Below are 16,803 nucleotides of genomic sequence, written 5' to 3' on the forward strand. Positions count from 1 at the left end.
CGCCTGCATGCCCAGCACAACAGCCGTCGTCGGTTCTGCGTCCGGAATGCACGCCCGCCCCGCCTCTCTCTTCTCCCAGGCCGCGGCCGCCACGGGGGTTTCGGTCACGATCGGCAAGGTCGGGGGCAAGCCCGTCAACGCGGCCAGCATCCTCGGCCTGCTCACGCTCGGCATCGATCACGGCGAAGAAGTGACCCTCACCACCGAGGGCGACAACGCCGAGGAGGCGCTCGCCACCCTGACGGCACTGCTGGAAAGCAACCTCGACGAGGCCTAACCCGTCGCGTAACCGGGTGACCGGGTTACGGTCATTCGACGGCTAGCGTGAATACATGCAGTCGCCGTCATCCCCCGCTTCGCCGTCCGCGTCCTCGCCCGACCAGGACACCGCCGCCATCATCACCGTCGCGGCGACCGAGAAGGAACGCGCGGCAGTGCGGGCATTCCTCACCGGTCAGTTCGGCGCAGAGGCATCCCGCGTCATCCCGTCGCTCGACGACGACAAGTTCTTCGCATCGACGGTGCTGCAGGCGGCGACCCCGACCGGAAAGATCATCGGCACCATCGTCACCCGAAGGTCTCCGATGGCGGTGGCGTACTACACGTCCGTCGGCCAGGGCCTCGAGCCCGTCGACTACGAGCTGGAGCTCGAGCGCGTCAGCTACCTCGACATCATGGCGGTGGCCCCCGGCGAGCGCCGCCGTGGTGTCGGCACGGCCCTCATCGCCGCGCTCGAGGAGCGCCTGCGTGCCGCCGGGGTGAAGATCTGGTTCGGTGGAATTGGCAACACCCCGGAGAGCGTTCCCGTCGCCGACTACTTCCAGAACCGTGGGTTCCAGGTGCTCGCGCCGGGTAACTTGTTGCCCTCGTTCCTCGGCCGCCGCTGGACCCTGCCGCACTCGCCCCAGCCGCGCGTCTGGTTCTACAAGCAGCTCAAGGCAGCCGCGAAGTAACCTTCCTCAGCGCGGACCAGGCTGCAGCTCGGTGCGCACCGGCTCCGGTTTGAACAGCACTCCCCGGTCGGCGTCTTCGAGCGTCGCAAATTACCCGACGAGGGTGCGCCCCTCGGACGTCGGGGCCCACGTGACGACCCGGTAGAACAGCTCTTTTCGTGGCCCGAATCTCAGCGCAACAACGACGGCAGCCGGGTGCCGGTGATCGTCGCGCATGAGAATCCACTCGCTCATGCCGATTCGGATCGGCGGCCACGGTGGTTTCCAGTTCTGCATTGGTTGCTCCTAGTGAAGAGGGAGCAGCCGGCCCTGCAAGAACGACATTACGACGTGGGGTCTGACATTTCCACATGGCGTTCGTGTGGGTGGCCGGTGACAGACTGAGGCAATGCGCGCCGTTACTATTTCCCACCCCGGAGACCCCTCGGTACTCGGCTGGGGCGAGACAGAACTTCCCACCCCTACCCCCACGGACGTGGTGATCCGCGTCGCTGCCGCCGGCATCAACAACGCCGATCTGCTGCAACGGCAGGGCCACTACCCCGTTCCCGCGGGCGCCTCGCCGATCCTCGGCCTCGAGGTGTCGGGCGAGATCTCCTGGGTCGGCGCCGACGTCTCCGGATGGTCGGTCGGCGACCGCGTGTGCGCCCTGCTGTCCGGCGGCGGGTATGCGGAAGAAGTGGTTGTCCCCGGCGACATGCTCCTGCCCGTTCCGACCGGCGTTGACCTCATCGAGGCAGCCGGACTGCCCGAGGCCGCCGGCACCGTGTACTCCAACCTCGCGATGAACGCCCGGTTGGGCGACGGGATGACCCTGCTGGTGCACGGCGGAGCGAGCGGTATCGGCACCTTCGCCATCCAGTGGGCGAAGGCGATCGGCGCGACCGTCGTCACCACGGCAGGGTCTGCGCGCAAGCTCGACCGCGTGTCAGCCCTCGGCGCGGACACCCTGGTCAACTACCGCGAGCAGGATTTCGTGGCCGAGACCCTCGCGGCAACCGGTGGGCGTGGGGCCGAGGTCATCCTCGACATCGTCGGAGCTGACTACCTCGACCGCAACATCCGCGCCCTTGCCCCGGACGGGCACCTCGTGGTCATCGGCAGCACCGGTGGCTCCCCCGACGCCCCGCTGAACATCGGGTTGCTGATGTCGAAGCGCGGCAGCGTGACATCCACCAGCCTGCGCAGCCGCCCGCACACGCAGAAGGCCGCCATCATTCGCGAGGTGCGGCAGAACGTGTGGCCGCTCATCGAGGCGGGACGGATCGTGCCGGTGATCGATTCCATTTTTTCGATGGCGGATGCCTCGGAGGGCCACCGTCTGCTCGCCGCCGGTGGCGCCGTCGGCAAGGTTCTGCTGACGCCGTAGCCCGGTGCGCATCGCATCGACCCCTGCCGCGGACCTCGCGGTTGGTGACCACCCGCTGCTACCGTGATGAAAACTCGCGAACGAGGGGGTCACGATGACGGATCAACCAGCTGTGGTGGTTACACGCGGCGGCGTGCCGGCCGACGTGCCCGTCCGTGGGGACAGGGCGCCGCGCAATCGGTACGAAATCGCCCTGTGGGCGGTGGCGGCGGTGCTCATCGTGGGGTCGTTGCTGCTCGAGCTGCTGAGTTGGTCGACCGTGATGAGCGGCGTGGGCTCGGACTGCGACGCCGACGGAAACTGCAGCACCCCCTTCATTGCCCAGCTCGCGCAGGTGGCGTTTTCCGTGATGCCGAACGTCCTTGAGGCCGGAATCTTCGTCGCGGCCATCGCCATCGCCATCCGCGCCGTCGACATCAATGCACGCCGTCGGGCCGAGGCAGTCGCCATCGTCGACGGCGCCACGCAGCCCGCGCCCGCTCAGCACCAGTCGGCCACGGCCAGCTACCCCGCCGGCCCCACCGCCGTGCTCCCCCGGGCGGAGCCGCCGGTACGCGCACCCGCGCAGCCAGACCACGCCATCTTCATGCGGCCACCGGCCCGCGACTAACTTCCGGCTACGGCCACAGGCACAGGCACAGCACCTGGCCCGGATGAATCGTGCCCTTCCCCGCCCGCGTCCCCGACCACGTCGTTACCTGCTCGACGCGCACCCCAAACCGGGCGGCAATCGCCCGCGCGTAATCGCCGAGCACAACGGTGTAGCACATCTGCCCGGACGTCCCCGCGTGCGACGGCCCCCACGCACCCGGCAGACCGCCGCTGTCGCGCGGAAGCGGCGTGACCACCTGAGCCCTGATTCCCGGCACGGCAGTGGGGGAAGCGGATGCCCCGGGCTGGCGAACCCCGGCCGCGTCCGGGTCACCCCCGGCGACGCATCCGGTCATCGCGAAAGCGAGCAGCACGAGCGTTGCCATCGCCGCCCCGGCCCGAACCGACACGACATGCCGTAGCGTTATTCGAGCAGTTGTCACTTATTCGAAGCTACCCGCTCACCTCCGAGGTCGCAACACGGCCGCCATCAGCATTTGTAGTTTCGGGCCCGGCTCCCTGTGCGGAGTCGCTCTCCCCGACGATGAATCGCCCTGTCTGACATCTCGGACACATCGTTCGCAGATCGCTCCCGCGGCCGTAGTGCGCGCGCTTGACTGACACCAGGTCAGGGCCGCACCTCGACATCGTCGATGCGTCCCTTCGTTCTGGAGGAAAACATGGTCGACACGACGCGTCAGATGCACTTCGGTATCTCCCTGGGTGACACCGGTGTGCACCCCGCCGCCTGGCGTCTCGCCCGGCCCCGCGGCACGACCCCCAACATCCAGGACTTCGTCTACATGGCGAAGGCCGCCGAGGCCGCCAAGTTCGACATGATCTTCACCGCCGACGGCATGGAACTCGACGTCACCATCGAGAACCTCAAGTACCAGCAGCCCTGGCGGGAGCTCGAGCCCATCACCATGCTGTCGGCGCTCGCTATGGTTACCGAGAACGTCGGCCTGGTTTCGACGGCGTCGACCACCTTCTCCGAGCCGTATCCGCTGGCCCGCACCTTCGCGTCACTCGACCACATCAGCGGCGGCCGCGCCGGCTGGAACATTGTCACGTCGCTCGGCGGCGCCAAGAACTTCGGCCTCAGCGAGATGCCGTCCGAGGCGGCCAAGTACGAGCGCGCGCACGAGATGCTCGAGGTCGTCAAGGCACTGTGGAACTCGTGGGACGCCGACGCCAAGATCGAGGACGCCGAAACCGGCATCTACGCCGACCCGTCGAAGGTGCACGAGATCGACTACGTCGGCAAGATCTTCTCGGTGAAGGGTCCGCTCAACATCTCGCGGTCACCGCAGGGGCGTCCGGTATTGATCCAGGCCGGGTCATCCGCCACTGGCAAGGCGTTCGGCGGAAAGTATGCCGACGTCATCTTCACCGCCCAGAGCGACCTGCCCACCGCGCAGGCGTTCTACCGCGAGATGAACCAGATCGCGATCGACTCGGGTCGCCCGGCGGAATCGATCCGCATCATGCCCGGCCTCAGCCCGGTCGTCGCGGCCACGCACGCCGAGGCAGTCGACAAGTTCGAGCACCTCGTCAGCCTGATCGCACCGTCGATCATCATGCAGCGGGTCAGCGGCGCCCTGCACGCCGACCTGGCAGATTTGGATCTGGATGACACGGTGCCCGAGCACCTCATCCCGGAACTCGGCTCCGTGGCCACCCACCCCAGCCGCTTCGCGATGTACCGCGAATGGGCGGTCGGGCAGAAGAAGACGATCCGCCAGATGGGCCGCGAAGCGACCTCGTCAGACGGACACCTGCTCGTGGTCGGTTCCGGCGAAGAGGTAGCGGACAACCTCATCCACCGGTTCTCGAACTTCGGCGCCGACGGATTCAACATCGTGCCGGCCTCGCTGCCGCAGACCCTCGACGACTTTGCCGAGCACGTCATCCCGATCCTGCAGGACCGCGGGCTCTTCCGCACCGAATACGAGGGATCGATGCTGCGCGAGAACCTGGGACTCGGCGAACTCAGCTAGCTCGTCGGCTTAGGACTGCCCACCGAAGGCGGGCTCGCCCACGTACTCGTGGGCCTCTCCTGCGAGCTCGGGCCACAGCTCGCGGTCGCTGAGCTGCACCCAGTGGCGGGTGGCCGGATGCGTGTCCGAGTGGAACTTCGCGGCGACGCCTCGCGCCTCGAGGTCTTCCGCGCGCGCCAGCGGCAACTCAACGACGAGATTGTCGTTCTCGAGGAACGCGAAGAGCTTGCCGTGCACGAGCAGTCCCTCATCGGCGACGGTCACACCCTCCTCGGTAGCGAGGTTGTCGGTCAGTTCTTCGTATGCCGAACGTGCAGCTTGAGTGGTCACGGTGCGCCTCTTTCAGGAGTGAGGAGTCAAGTCTGGCACCGCGACTCTGTGCACGCGCTATCCGTGCGCTGGGAGCGCATTCCGGCGCGGGACGTTATCAGATCAGCGGCGCCGTGTCCTTGATCTGTGCCGGAATACCTGACCTCAGCGGCCCGGGTCATCCCGCAGCATCCGTGCGCTGAATGGGGCATTCCCCGCCCGGGGTCGTCGCCAGTTCGAAGTGCCATATCTCGTTCGAATAGATCTGACACAGCCCGTACCTTGCACCGTGCTGACTGAGCCAGCTGTCCGCGTCGGTGTAGCCAATGTCCACCGCGTTTCCGGTGACGTGGGTAGACAGCTCCGGAGTGTTCACCCACTTCCGCGCCTCTTCGAGGCTGCCGTATTCGATCGTGGCGGCATCGAGCAAGGCCTGCTGCAATCGCCTGCTGCGCCATCCCGAGTCCACAACCATCTCGACTCCCTCGGCCTGGGCGTCGGTTGCCGCGGCCTGGATGGCCGCGCGCAGCTTCGGCTTCAGCTTTGCGATAGCCGGCAGGGTGTCATCAAAGGGGGACACGGATGCATCGTCGGGGATGTAGCCATCCTCGGGTGAGCGGGCACTATTCCCGCCCGACGAGGAGGCGGGAGCAAGTTGTTCTCCCAGCGTCTGGAGGGAACCGCTTCTCGCGGCACACGCGGCGAGTCCGAGTCCGATCGCCGCCGTCAGCACAAGCGCCGTCACTGCGGCGCGCGAATGTGGGTGTCGGCGGGACATGTGGTTCTCCTAGATGTGGTCAACGGGGGACGGCGATCGCGGCAATAGACCCGTCCGCCAAGCCCCACCTACGACACTTCCAGAGCCAGCAATCCTTGCCGTCGCCCGGGAGTCGTCCGTTCCTGCATCTGCGTGATGAACCGAAATCATCCCAGCGGGCTACAACGAATCGCCTTCACTCGGGCCTGTTGGCGCGACGGCGTTCCCGTCTCCGTCTGAGCGCTGCCTTCACTGCGTCCACTAGCAACCACACGCTCACGAGTGGCCCGGCGAACAGCAGTCCGTCGAGACGATGCAGGTCACCAATGACAACGATGAGGTAGATGGTTGCGAATGTGACCGCCCAACCAAGCGTCGCAATCCCCACGCCCTTAAGCCAGGTCATTCGACCCTCCCAACTTCGTGCAGGGGTCACGATCAGGCTCAGGCTAACGGTCGGCGGGAAGTGAGCGAAAGCCACATTTTGCCGGAAGTTGGAGCATCATGGCACCAAGATTCCGAGATAATCAGCGGCTACCGGCTCACTTTTCCTTCTCCGGTCCAAAGAACTTCTCCTTCGATTGGACACTGCTCCCCTAAATCGACATGTACAAGCAATCAACAAGGAGGACGAAATGACAGATCGACTCGGCGCACGCCTGAGTGCGCACCGATGCGCGCCACTGTGCCGTTCAACATCACGGGACTGCCGCCTCATCCATTGACGCCGCTGTCCGCGCAGCCCGGACGTCAACGCACTGATCAACAACGCAGGTATTTCTGGCCGAATCCCCTTGGTGCTCAGCGACATGGACGACATCAGAGCCATCTACGAAACGAATGTCTTCGGGCCTTTCGCGGTCGCGAAAGCATTCGCGCCAGTTCTTGCCGCACATGGAGGTGGTGCGCTGGTGAACATCCTCTCTGTCATGACCTGGGTTCCACGTCCGGGGTCCTATAACTCCACTAAGGCTGCCCTGTGGGCGATCACGAACTCGCTTCGGATGGAGCACGACGCTCAAGGCACGTTGGTCGTCGGCGCCCATCTGAGTTTCGCGGACACCCCGATGACCACGACGTTGAAGCTTCCAAAAGCGAATGCAGCCGAGATTGTCCGTGCCATCTTCTCCGGTGTGGCCGAAGGGGACATTGAGGTGCTCGCGGATGAGCCAAGCAGACGTGTCAAAGCCCTTCTTTCCGGCCCGGTGACCGAACTCGCCCGTGGATTGCTCGACGACGGAAGCGACCCGTTCTCCCAGAAATGAGATCGTGGCGTCGGGCCCCCGATGCGACAAACCGGCAGGGCTCAACTCGATCGATTCAGTGGGGAGCCGGAATGTCTCGACCGTCGGACTCCAAATGAATCACGAAGTTCTCGTAATCCATGCCATCCACTCGATAGCCCGAGAGGTTCAGTTCCACGATGGTCAGGTCAGGGCATCGGGCCCATACGAGGCGGTCTTCGCCCGGCGACCAGTGTTCGAAATTCGCGGTCATCCAGGAATTGGGCGACATCACACGCTGATCCCCAGCATTCAATGCCTCGCGACTGACAAAACTGCTCGCGTTCACGCTCTTCATCCGTCCACGCGAGTTATCCGGCCACATCGCATACACCGCGGCGCTCCGAAGACGAGGTCCCAGTAACCGAATCCGGAAGCACACGATGTCTTCATCTACGGATTCGACGGACGCTGTGGCGTAAGTCTCGGGAGTAACTTCGGGTTTGGCGGTCAGAGCCTCCGCGAGCATCTGCGCCGCTGTTCCTCTGAGAGGAATGATTCGGGATTGACGTCCAAGTCTGGACGATGCCCCGTACTCCCTCAGCAGGCCATCGCGGAACGGATCGAGGTCTTCCCACCTGGTGTCGACGATGGCGATGGTCCGTTCGTCATCACCGAGCAGCCAGTCGCGAATCATGGTGTTGATATGGGCGTCGCCGAACGAGTAACCGACGACCACCAGATGCGTGGTGGCGAAAAGTGCGTCTTCCGCGGCTCGCATCAGCGCAAGCGTCGGGCCGTCCGTCCCCAATTTCTCCCGGTCGCCTACGACGATCCAAGGTTGACGCGGCTGCCCGTCGTTGTATGCATCATCGACTTCGGGGTCCGAAGTCATCACCCGCACTTTCGGTGCAGCCACCACCGACCGGGAACGTAAATACTGCCAATCCAACGACCCGTGGAGCTTCACCAAGTTGATGCGCTCGTCGACGTGCTCAAACCCCAACGGGACCCCCGGTGTCCACCGTTCGATTCCGCGATCCACCTCGACAGGAACATCGCGAGCCATGGTCTCGACGGTCAGGTCGTAGTTGAGGGTCAGTACATCGAGGCCGCCAGGCTGAGATTTTGCGAGATCGGCAATCGGTTGAAGATAGTCAACATTGTCCAGCTCTCCCAGGATCTTGGAGAGACCATCGAGAATCTGTTCCTCCGCCGTCGCGAACGATCTGGGATTCCCTCCTCCAGACACGGCTCTTGCAATATCCGCGATGCTGTTGACCAGCTCCTGTTCGCCAACGAAATGGCCGCCCCCGAGTGCCGTGCCGATGGCACCTTTCACGGCGCGGCCCATCGAGCTGTCGAGGTTGGGCTGGCCCACCCCCAACGCTCCGGGTTTCCACGAGGCAACGAACGGAGCCACTTCGTGATCCCGGGAGTTCCGCAACAACCGAAGAGCGGAGATGAGACGTTCGACATTCACCGCTGTCAGCGGGTTGCTGCCGTCCTCGGCTTGATAACCCACCATTGCCCCGTAAACGAAGTTGAGCGAGCGAACCCATGAATTGCGTACGAAGCGCGTATCTCCCTCGTTAGCCATTTCGACGAGCCGTTCGGCAAGTTCCTGGGTCAGCGGCAGCCCGGCGTCAACAGACGCTCCGGCGCCCAACAACACAGACGTACGCGGGACGGGTGTCGCGGTGTTCACGGTCCCCATCCTTTCGAAAGTCACGCCTGATCGTGCCAAATTCATGAAGTCCGGCGGGGCTGCAGCCGAACCGGTGCCCCGCCGGGCTCTTGGTCTCCGATGTCGAACACGATGGCTCTAGGACCGAACTCGGTCGCGGGGTTCGCGGGCACGACAACTCCGCCGTCTTCTTCTCGCACGTCAACTTTCGAGCCCGTTTGATGAAAGCTACCGCACACAGACCGGTCTGTTTAAACAAAACTGCGCACTAAGCGTCAGATCCGCGCCCCGATCATGGGTTTAGTTATCAATATGTTACTTAGGCCTGAGTGCACAGTCGCTGTTTGCGACAAGGCAGCGATTCATTGCTGCCTGAATCGACGCGCCATCTGCACATCTCCAGACCCCTCGCCGCCGAGAATGAGAGTGATTCCAGCAAAGTCGGTTGTTCTTATCCTCACCGTTGCGGCAACTGACGCCCCGCAGTCTGGGTCCGGCCTCTATATACACGCCGTATTCAGTCGTACCGGCTCGGGTTCAATGAAGGGGGGCGCTCAACTGCTGACGCCCACCCCCAGACGCGCCCTACCCCCGCAGCCTCCGGCGTATCCCATTCAACGAGCACCGCCCGCTTAGTCCAGGCCACCGCCCTGCACTCGACTTGAACCGGGAGCGAACCAAATCGCACCCATGCCCGCGCCCGCACCGGATTCCCTGCCGTGAACAGTTGCTGATGCGCTTTGTCCAGCTCTTCATCGCTGAGACTGATTGCGGTGTCCGCAGCAGGAAGCGGCACTGCAGGTTTCATCTTTTCCGCCGAGGCATCGCTCGGGTACCGCCTGTTTGTCCCCATTCCCAGATCGTATTCGAATCTATGTTCGAAGGAAACGATTGCCCTTTGGATAACTCCCTCGACCCCTCGCCCCACCCACCTACGCTCACCCCATCGAAGACGACGACCTCGATACGCCAAACTGTCCGCGCGACTTAACGCGCATGGAACCGGATGAGGGTGGACACTGGCGGTGTACTCAATGTCAGCTCGTACTGTTTCTCTGAATCGGCGGCTCGCGCCAGCGATCACTCCCGACCCACCCGGGTGAAGTCCACGTCGGCGACGAAATCCCAGAAATTTTTCCACGCGGTTGGACACTTCGCCTGCCTACGGACATGTACAGGTAAAGGAAGGAGGCGGGACCGACATGGATCGCGAGCTTGAAGAACGGTTAAGTGCGCACCTCCAAGTTGACGTTTCACCAGCGGCCATAAGAGAAACAAAACGTTTGGGTCTTGCAGCCGGCGCGCGAAATCGCTCCAACACCAGGTTTCGCGCCCTTATAACGCTTGCTATCACGGGCGGTCTCCTGGTCGGCGGCAGCGCGGTGGCCTACGCCGCGCCTCAAACGTGGGCGTGGTTGTTCCCCCAAGCCGTATCCAAATCTTTCACCTTCCCAGGTCAACTGGAGTGCGTCGCGAATATCACCGCAAGCGCCAACTACAGTGCGGGCAAGCCGACGCCGAGCGAAGTCGCTGACGTGCTCAACGCCGCCCGGAGGCTCCAGCTCGACGACAACACGGTCTTGGGCTACCTGGCCGACGCAGAGCGCGATGCCCCTGATTCAGCCGGAGCAACTGCGCACGTTGCCGAGCGCCAAGCACTTATCGTCGCGATACAAAATCAGATGTTTCAACTCGCGGATCCCGATTCTGGCGCCACGTGGAGCGTTTCGACGTCATGCCGATGACAAAAACGTCTCGCGTGCGCAAAGCGGTCCGAGACAACTCCGCGGACCTATTGAGATATTTTCTCCGACGCGTTCACAACCCGGAGGATGCAGCCGACCTCGTGGGCGAGACATTTGTCGTCTTATGGCGTCGAGCCGCGGACCTTCCACCCGCACCTGTTGAGGCACGCATGTGGCTTTTCGGCATCGCGCGGAATGTTCTGCTCTCTCACGCACGAAGCGCGATCAAGACAGAGAGGCTCGCCTCGCTGCTGCACGATCGATCCAACGGATCAGTGTACGAGATGCGCACCGAATCCATCGATCTCGAGCGTGCGCTGCTCGCACTGCCTGAGGCGAAACGCGAACTGGTGCTCCTCGTCAATGGCGACGGGCTGAGCATCGCCGAAGCTGCGAGTGTCCTCAGCCTGAACGCCTCGACAGCGAGAAGCCGATACTCGGCCGCGCTGACGGAACTCCGGACGCTGCTTGAAAGTTCGGCATCAAAGGGAGCGAGCGCACATCACGACCGAGCAGGCCCCGCAGGTCTACGCATACTTCCGCAACCATAACCGTTGTGCACAGAACGGTCAGTCCTCTCTAATGCCGACATGTTATTGAATATTCCTTAACATACGATCCACATTGTGGTGAATTCCTCACCTTTGGAATCAATGAGCAGGAGATTGCAATGAGAAAACGCACTATCGGTTTGGGTTCGGCAGCGTTGGTCTTGGCGCTGGCATTCGGCGCGGCGGCCCCCGCGATGGCCGCGACGACCAGTCTTCCCGGTCGCAGCTGCACTACCGCCTGGGTCACCTACACCGCCAGCTTCAGCAGCGGAACTGGTTACCACTCACACGCAACGAGCACCACAACGACTTCCAGCCCGACGTACACCGACGGCAACAACATCATCCATCACTACTGGGGGCGCTACCAGGTGACCGTCGCCAACAGCCTCTACGCAACGGGAGGCTTCTCGGGCGGAACCGCCTCGAACTACGTGACCTGCTCGTCCTAACCATTCCACCCGCATTACCGGCCCCCTGAGGAGAACATCAATGAAAAATCTCAATAGAACTCAGGGGGCCACCCCGCTCATAGCGGGAATCGTGCTGCTCCTCGCATTAAGCGGTTGCGCGACCAGCTCCACGCCGAACGCCGAAGCCCCATCAACAGCTTCCCCATCAACAGCGGCCATCAGCTCAGAAGCTCAAGCAGCCGATGTGATGAAGACCTGCATGGCCGAAAGGGGGTACGTGGAGAACCCCGGCGGCGGATACAGCGTGCCCAACGAACAAGCAGAAAAGATGAACGCTGACCTGGGCGCGTGCAGCGACAAGGTCGACGCCGGCACAGCACCATGGGATGACGCGGACTGGTCAAAGGTCTTCGCCGAAAATGTCGCCTCGGCAACATGTCTGACGGATCACGGGTACTCAGTTCCCGATCAACCGTCCCTTCAAACCTTCCGCGACACATACGGCAAAGCCGGTATGTGGGACCCGTACGCGAACGTTCCCCTCGCCAAGGTGCAATCGGTGATCAATTCCGAATGCCCCCAGCCCGAGCCGGTGTGGTGAGGTGGCCGGCTTCTCTGGATCAGTGCGCGGCTCCTCCCCTCGAGGACTCATCATGGCCGTCGTCCTTCTCTCCATTGCGGTAGTTGCTCTCGGGTTGTGGTCGGCCAGCCGACTCTTCGTCCCCGCGGCAGCTCCCACCGCAGCCCCTCCCTCATTCACCCTCGCCCAGGGGACGCTCGCGTCCAGCCTCACGTACAGTGCCTCCGCCAGCTGGCCCGCCCAAACCGCTGGCACGAACTTGGCAGCTGGCATCGTGACAACTGTCAACGCCGAACCCGGCGACAAAGTCAAAGCCGGTGACGTCCTTTATACGGTTGGCTTGCGCCCGGTAGTAATTGCCCAGGGGACCATCCCCTCCTATGAGGACCTCTCTTCGGGGTCTAGCGGCAAAGATGTCCGCCAGTTGCAAGCGATGTTGAGGTCGCTCGCGCTGTTCCACGATCCCATTACCGGCATCTTCGACGCACGGACGGATAGCGCCGTGCGTGCGTGGCAGCGCAGCCTCGGGATTGAGGCCACCGGCGCTGTGTCGGCTTCGGATGTGATCTACGTCGACCATCTTCCGATACGGGTTCTCTTGGACGGAGCTGTGGTATCCCGCGGTCTCCCTCTCGTAGGCGGGGAGAAAGTTCTCAGCACCCTGGCCACGCCGAAGTTTTCCCTCGTGCTCTCCGGAGAGCAGGCCGCAGCTGTGCCCGACAACGCTGCGGTGGCGATCACGTCCCCGGACGGTAAACAGTGGGCTGCGCTCACAACGGGAAGAGCTCAGGCTGCAGACGGAAATGTGACCGTCAATTTAGGAGCGCCGACATCGAAGGAATCTATCTGCGCATCTCAGTGTGATCTGCTCCCTGCCTCAGGGGTCACCGCCTTAGACGCTGACGTTGTCCTCGTGCCCAAGACAACCGGCTGGATAGTACCGACGGCAGCGCTGGTGTCCACAGACGGCGGCGGAGTCGCTCTCGTGGATTCCGCCGGAACAGAACAGGCAGTGACCATTCGTGCAACAGCCCAAGGGCAGGCAATCGTTGATGGCACCAATCTGCACGACGGTGCCCACTACCAAATCCCGGCCACCCAGTGATAGGTCTCCAGGCCACCGACATTGTCTTCGAATATGAACGCGGCAAACCAGTACTTAATCGCTGGTCCGCCGGTTTCGAGGCCGGCACGTTGACCGCCGTCACCGGACCCTCAGGTCGAGGGAAATCCACACTCCTCTACATATTGGGACTCATGCTTCGTCCGACTAGCGGGTCAGTCAGTTTCGGCTCCCAATCGCCTTCCGACCTTCTTCGCCTGTCGGACGCAGAACGGGCGGCACTCCGCGCACGCACCTACGGATTTGTCTTCCAAGACGCAGCTCTCGACTCGACACGAACCGTCCTCGACAACGTCACCGAGGCAGCTCTGTACGCGGGCGCCAGCAGGAAAATGCTCAAGATCAGAGCGATGGAACTGCTCGAAGAGTTCGACGTGCACGTGCGCGCCAACGCCCGCCCCGGACAGGTATCAGGAGGGCAAGCACAACGCATCGCTCTGGCTCGAGCCCTCATCCTCAGCCCGCAAATCATCCTCGCCGACGAGCCAACAGGGAATCTCGACCCCACCTCTGCATCCACAGTCCTCGAAGGCTTCCGATCACGAGCGTCGCAAGGGTCCACAGTTGTCATCGTCACTCACGATCCGGCAACCGTGGCGCACTGCGATTCGGTCCTGCAGCTGTGACCCGGCGTCGCACCCACCTGCGTCCCGGTGACGTCGTTGCCGAGGTGTACCGGTCCGCTGTGGCGCAACCGGTTACGACCGTCATGACAGCACTGTTGCTCGCAGCCCTGTGCGCCACAGTCCTCCTCACCGCCGGGCGCACTGACGCCAGCCAACGAGACGTCCTCGCGGCCGTCGACTCAGTTGGCACCAGGTCCATCATCTTCACCATGGATGCCGGAGCTGGCGTCGATCCGACCGTCCTCGACCGGCTCACCGCGTTGGACCAGGTTGAGTGGGCAGGCGCGTTTGGGGAAGCCATCGACTATCGCAATAGCGCGCTTGGCAGCGCTGCAGGCAACGTCGCCTTTCGCACCCTATGGACCACCGACCCTGCGGGTGTCGGCCTGGACCGACCGAGCGCACCAACGTCGGCTCCGATCGCATTCGCTTCCTCGAGCGGGCTCAGCACCCTCGGAATGCAACACGGTCGAGGCGTGGCGGTCACCGGAACGGGCCGAACTGTCGGCGTCGGCGGAGGAGTGAACACGCCACAGTACCTGCGGTTCCTCGAACCGCTGATCGTCGTGCCAGCTCAGGCTTCGTCGCCCGCTACGGACACGGTCGCTGTGCTTGTGCTGGTCGCGAACTCGCCCGCCGCCGTCGAGCCGCTCACCCACACCGCGCTCACACTCCTCGGCGAATCCGATCCAACCAAAGTCAAAGTCCAGACAAGCCGCACGCTTGCGGACCTCCGTGGCATATTGGACTCGCAACTCGCAGGCTCCGGACGAGTGTTGATCATCCTCCTATTCGCTTCCTCCGCAGTTCTCACTTCAGCCGTACTCCTAGGACTCGTGGTACTGAAACGAAAAGACTTCGGACGTCGACGAGCGCTCGGCGCATCACGACGTCTCGTCGTCACACTCATCGTTCTCCAAACCGCGGTCACATCCGTCGTCGGCGCTGTCTGCGGATCCATTGGCGCCTACGCGTACCTGGCAATCACCCGATCGCCACTTCCCGACATTGGGTACTGCACGGCACTGGGCACGTTGTCCGTCTTGATCGCTCTGATCGCGAGTGTTCTGCCGGCGATCATTGCGGCGAGGCGGGAACCGATTCGGGAGCTGAGGGTGCCGTGACCATGATTTCGCGGATCTTCCAGCGCTCCTAGGACTAGCTGAAGCATCGGGCCACACGAGTTGCGATTTCGAACACCCCCGGCCATCAGACGAGGCATCAAGCGGGCTCCCGTTCGAGTCCGGATGCGGCCGACGGCGGAGGTCCCAATCAGTTTCGAACGACGCCGGATTGTTGAACAGACGGGCCACGCGGAGACTGAGCGATATCCGGCCCGCTAGTGTCCTTACGAAATTGGGGCAAATCTAACGGTAATCCTCCGATTGACTCTGACTTGTACGTTCCAGATCGAGCTCTCGTGTTTTTACGGGCTTCTTTCGCAGGTTGAGAGTCCCCATAGGAAAGGTCCATCTTTCGAGCACGAATGAGAAGTCGGACTCTGAGGTATCACCCTTGAACGCCGACGCTTCCCAGAGTTTTTTCAGCACTTCGTGGTTCCGCGAACGATTGTCCGGCCATCCGAGGTCGGAATAGTTTTGTGTGTCAGCCCAAGCGTCAGAAGTCTTCTGCATTCCCAGTTCTGACAGCAGCCCTAGGTTGTCCATCGCGAAGACGGTCTCGACGTTCTGGTATCTCCCCGGGTACCCAGGCCTCTTGTGGTCAGGAGATATCCACCTGTGTCCGTCTTCATCCTTGATGTAGTCGACATAGAGGGCCTCCTCTCGCTCAGATTCAATCCTGTTACGGAAGATCCAGTCGATGTCGTTGGGCCCGTCCAGAAAGTGACTGGGCAGCAGGTTTTGCACGAATCGCTGCAGTTCAGAAAATGTGCCGGGATTCATTGACGATGCTTCGATATAGACGCCTCGTCCGATGTGGTTGCTGAAGTTGGCGATTAGCCGACCTATATTCTCGTGCTCCCGCCAACCATGACGCGCCATGTCCAGAAGAATCAAGACCTTCGATGCTTCCTCTCTGGCAAAGGCATCCAAGACGGCAGCCGAAGTCTCCTGGCTGGCCTTACGGAGGATCTCCGAGCTCAGCGAGAGCGCTCGTACATGCTGAACAAGCAGCTGCATTCCTTCTGCGATAACGCCGTATCGTTCGCCCTCCGGTAAGTTGACGATTCCTTTTAGCGCTCTGGGTTCCACGTCGACACTCTAATGGCGGTCCGTTTCGTGAAGCGGCGCGCGTCCTGTACAGGTCGCCGACTTCGGAATGCCTGAGTCGGGGGCGCCGTACCGACAAACGCTTAATTCATCATTCCGAAGCGCAGCGAGAGCCCTCGCTTCACCGGGACCCGGCGGCACAACTCCTTTCCTACGCCCCGGCCACACAAATGAGGTTGAGCTCGGCGCTAAGGACTTCTCAAGTCTCTGTTAGTCGTCACTTCGCGTCAGCCGAGCGAAATACGAGCTCGGTCCGTACCCGCCGTCGTCATCCAGCATGAACACAGGCCCGGAAGACCAATCGTCCATCGCGTCTTCGCGAGCGAGCACCATGTCGGCCCGTGTCTTCAAGCCGTGCAGGTCTACGCCTTCCGATTCGAGCTTGTCGATGAACCGTCGCCTCCGAGCGGCTTTCAGGCCCCTCCACGCGTCCTGCCAGTTGGCATCGTCATCGGCGAGGAGCCGTGGCGCCTCAGGCGCCACTCGGTTCAGCATCAAGGATTGCAAGAGCGCTGCCTGATCCGTTGACGCGGGTACCAAATGGGTTGAGGTTTTCGCTCGGTGGCAGTCCCCGCAGAGGAGTTGCAGGTTCTCAAGCTCGCCGGTACTCCCCGCGATGTGGTCAATTTCAGAGCCGGGTTTCCC

21 protein-coding genes are annotated in these 16,803 nt (G+C 62.6%); 13 read left to right on the top strand and 8 right to left on the bottom strand.

Features of this window, described 5'->3' with window-relative positions:
* Positions 1-7: 7 nt before the first annotated feature.
* Together HB677_RS12890 and HB677_RS12895 are read left to right on the top strand one after the other, a co-directional pair.
* Positions 8-277: an HPr family phosphocarrier protein gene (locus HB677_RS12890; protein ID WP_213816117.1), complete on the top strand. Its 270-nt coding sequence runs from the start codon at positions 8-10 to the stop codon at positions 275-277.
* Between the two features lie 55 nt (positions 278-332).
* A complete protein-coding gene (locus tag HB677_RS12895; RefSeq protein ID WP_213816118.1) occupies positions 333-953 on the top strand; it encodes a GNAT family N-acetyltransferase in 621 nt (206 codons plus the stop codon).
* A 90-nt stretch (positions 954-1,043) separates the two neighbouring features.
* Here the strand turns inward: HB677_RS12895 and HB677_RS12900 are convergent, their stop codons facing one another.
* Complete coding sequence (locus HB677_RS12900) at positions 1,044-1,229, bottom strand: hypothetical protein (protein WP_213816119.1); 186 nt, start codon at positions 1,227-1,229, stop codon at positions 1,044-1,046.
* Between the two features lie 112 nt (positions 1,230-1,341).
* Between HB677_RS12900 and HB677_RS12905 the strand changes: the two genes are divergently transcribed.
* Together HB677_RS12905 and HB677_RS12910 are read left to right on the top strand one after the other, a co-directional pair.
* Positions 1,342-2,322, top strand: a complete 981-nt coding sequence (locus HB677_RS12905; RefSeq protein ID WP_213816120.1) for an NAD(P)H-quinone oxidoreductase — start codon at positions 1,342-1,344, stop codon at positions 2,320-2,322.
* A 112-nt stretch (positions 2,323-2,434) separates the two neighbouring features.
* Positions 2,435-2,932, top strand: a complete 498-nt coding sequence (locus HB677_RS12910) for a hypothetical protein (protein ID WP_213816121.1) — start codon at positions 2,435-2,437, stop codon at positions 2,930-2,932.
* Positions 2,933-2,939: 7 nt separating this feature from the next.
* Here HB677_RS12910 and HB677_RS18880 read toward each other — a convergent pair whose 3' ends face one another.
* Positions 2,940-3,323, bottom strand: coding sequence for a LysM peptidoglycan-binding domain-containing protein (locus tag HB677_RS18880; protein ID WP_213816122.1), 384 nt, complete (start codon positions 3,321-3,323; stop codon positions 2,940-2,942).
* Between the two features lie 270 nt (positions 3,324-3,593).
* Between HB677_RS18880 and HB677_RS12920 the strand changes: the two genes are divergently transcribed.
* The gene (locus HB677_RS12920; protein ID WP_213816123.1) at positions 3,594-4,913 is read left to right on the top strand and encodes an LLM class flavin-dependent oxidoreductase; all 1,320 of its coding nucleotides are present in this window, start codon (positions 3,594-3,596) and stop codon (positions 4,911-4,913) included.
* Positions 4,914-4,922: 9 nt separating this feature from the next.
* Here HB677_RS12920 and HB677_RS12925 read toward each other — a convergent pair whose 3' ends face one another.
* From HB677_RS12925 to HB677_RS12935, 3 genes are all read right to left on the bottom strand, one after another.
* Positions 4,923-5,243 carry a hypothetical protein gene (locus HB677_RS12925; RefSeq protein ID WP_213816124.1) on the bottom strand — a complete coding sequence of 107 codons (321 nt, stop codon included), beginning with the start codon at positions 5,241-5,243 and terminating at the stop codon, positions 4,923-4,925.
* Between the two features lie 157 nt (positions 5,244-5,400).
* The gene (locus HB677_RS12930) at positions 5,401-6,000 is read right to left on the bottom strand and encodes a M15 family metallopeptidase (RefSeq protein ID WP_213816125.1); all 600 of its coding nucleotides are present in this window, start codon (positions 5,998-6,000) and stop codon (positions 5,401-5,403) included.
* A 175-nt stretch (positions 6,001-6,175) separates the two neighbouring features.
* Positions 6,176-6,385, bottom strand: coding sequence for a hypothetical protein (locus tag HB677_RS12935; protein ID WP_213816126.1), 210 nt, complete (start codon positions 6,383-6,385; stop codon positions 6,176-6,178).
* A 352-nt stretch (positions 6,386-6,737) separates the two neighbouring features.
* Between HB677_RS12935 and HB677_RS12940 the strand changes: the two genes are divergently transcribed.
* On the top strand, positions 6,738-7,244 hold the full coding sequence (locus HB677_RS12940; protein WP_213816151.1) for an SDR family NAD(P)-dependent oxidoreductase: 507 nt from the start codon (positions 6,738-6,740) through the stop codon (positions 7,242-7,244).
* A gap of 55 nt (positions 7,245-7,299) precedes the next feature.
* On the opposite strand, the gene HB677_RS12945 is transcribed toward HB677_RS12940, so the two are convergent.
* On the bottom strand, positions 7,300-8,910 hold the full coding sequence (locus HB677_RS12945) for an SIR2 family protein (protein ID WP_213816127.1): 1,611 nt from the start codon (positions 8,908-8,910) through the stop codon (positions 7,300-7,302).
* A gap of 1,181 nt (positions 8,911-10,091) precedes the next feature.
* Between HB677_RS12945 and HB677_RS12950 the strand changes: the two genes are divergently transcribed.
* The 7 genes from HB677_RS12950 (at position 10,092) to HB677_RS12980 (ending at position 15,051) form a co-directional block, all read left to right on the top strand.
* Positions 10,092-10,634 carry a hypothetical protein gene (locus HB677_RS12950; protein ID WP_213816128.1) on the top strand — a complete coding sequence of 181 codons (543 nt, stop codon included), beginning with the start codon at positions 10,092-10,094 and terminating at the stop codon, positions 10,632-10,634.
* Positions 10,631-11,185 carry an RNA polymerase sigma factor gene (locus tag HB677_RS12955; protein WP_255546605.1) on the top strand — a complete coding sequence of 185 codons (555 nt, stop codon included), beginning with the start codon at positions 10,631-10,633 and terminating at the stop codon, positions 11,183-11,185. The genes HB677_RS12950 and HB677_RS12955 overlap by 4 nt, the downstream gene beginning before the upstream one ends.
* 119 nt (positions 11,186-11,304) lie before the next feature.
* Positions 11,305-11,637, top strand: a complete 333-nt coding sequence (locus HB677_RS12960; RefSeq protein WP_213816130.1) for a hypothetical protein — start codon at positions 11,305-11,307, stop codon at positions 11,635-11,637.
* Positions 11,638-11,677: 40 nt separating this feature from the next.
* Positions 11,678-12,199 (top strand): hypothetical protein, encoded by a 522-nt coding sequence (locus HB677_RS12965; protein ID WP_213816131.1) that lies wholly within the window; start codon positions 11,678-11,680, stop codon positions 12,197-12,199.
* 253 nt (positions 12,200-12,452) lie between these two features.
* The gene (locus HB677_RS12970) at positions 12,453-13,283 is read left to right on the top strand and encodes a peptidoglycan-binding protein (protein WP_213816132.1); all 831 of its coding nucleotides are present in this window, start codon (positions 12,453-12,455) and stop codon (positions 13,281-13,283) included.
* A complete protein-coding gene (locus tag HB677_RS12975) occupies positions 13,280-13,927 on the top strand; it encodes an ABC transporter ATP-binding protein (RefSeq protein ID WP_213816133.1) in 648 nt (215 codons plus the stop codon). Before HB677_RS12970 ends, HB677_RS12975 begins: the two co-directional genes overlap by 4 nt.
* Positions 13,924-15,051: an FtsX-like permease family protein gene (locus tag HB677_RS12980; protein WP_213816134.1), complete on the top strand. Its 1,128-nt coding sequence runs from the start codon at positions 13,924-13,926 to the stop codon at positions 15,049-15,051. Before HB677_RS12975 ends, HB677_RS12980 begins: the two co-directional genes overlap by 4 nt.
* A 243-nt stretch (positions 15,052-15,294) precedes the next feature.
* Here the strand turns inward: HB677_RS12980 and HB677_RS12985 are convergent, their stop codons facing one another.
* Both HB677_RS12985 and HB677_RS12990 read right to left on the bottom strand, forming a co-directional pair.
* The gene (locus tag HB677_RS12985) at positions 15,295-16,140 is read right to left on the bottom strand and encodes an AbiV family abortive infection protein (RefSeq protein ID WP_213816135.1); all 846 of its coding nucleotides are present in this window, start codon (positions 16,138-16,140) and stop codon (positions 15,295-15,297) included.
* A 228-nt stretch (positions 16,141-16,368) separates the two neighbouring features.
* Positions 16,369-16,803, bottom strand: a 435-nt coding sequence (locus HB677_RS12990; protein ID WP_213816136.1) for an HNH endonuclease, incomplete at its 5' end; no start/stop codon positions are given.

Source organism: Glaciihabitans sp. dw_435 (assembly GCF_018449675.1).
In the GTDB taxonomy this organism is placed as follows: Bacteria; Actinomycetota; Actinomycetes; order Actinomycetales; family Microbacteriaceae; genus Glaciihabitans.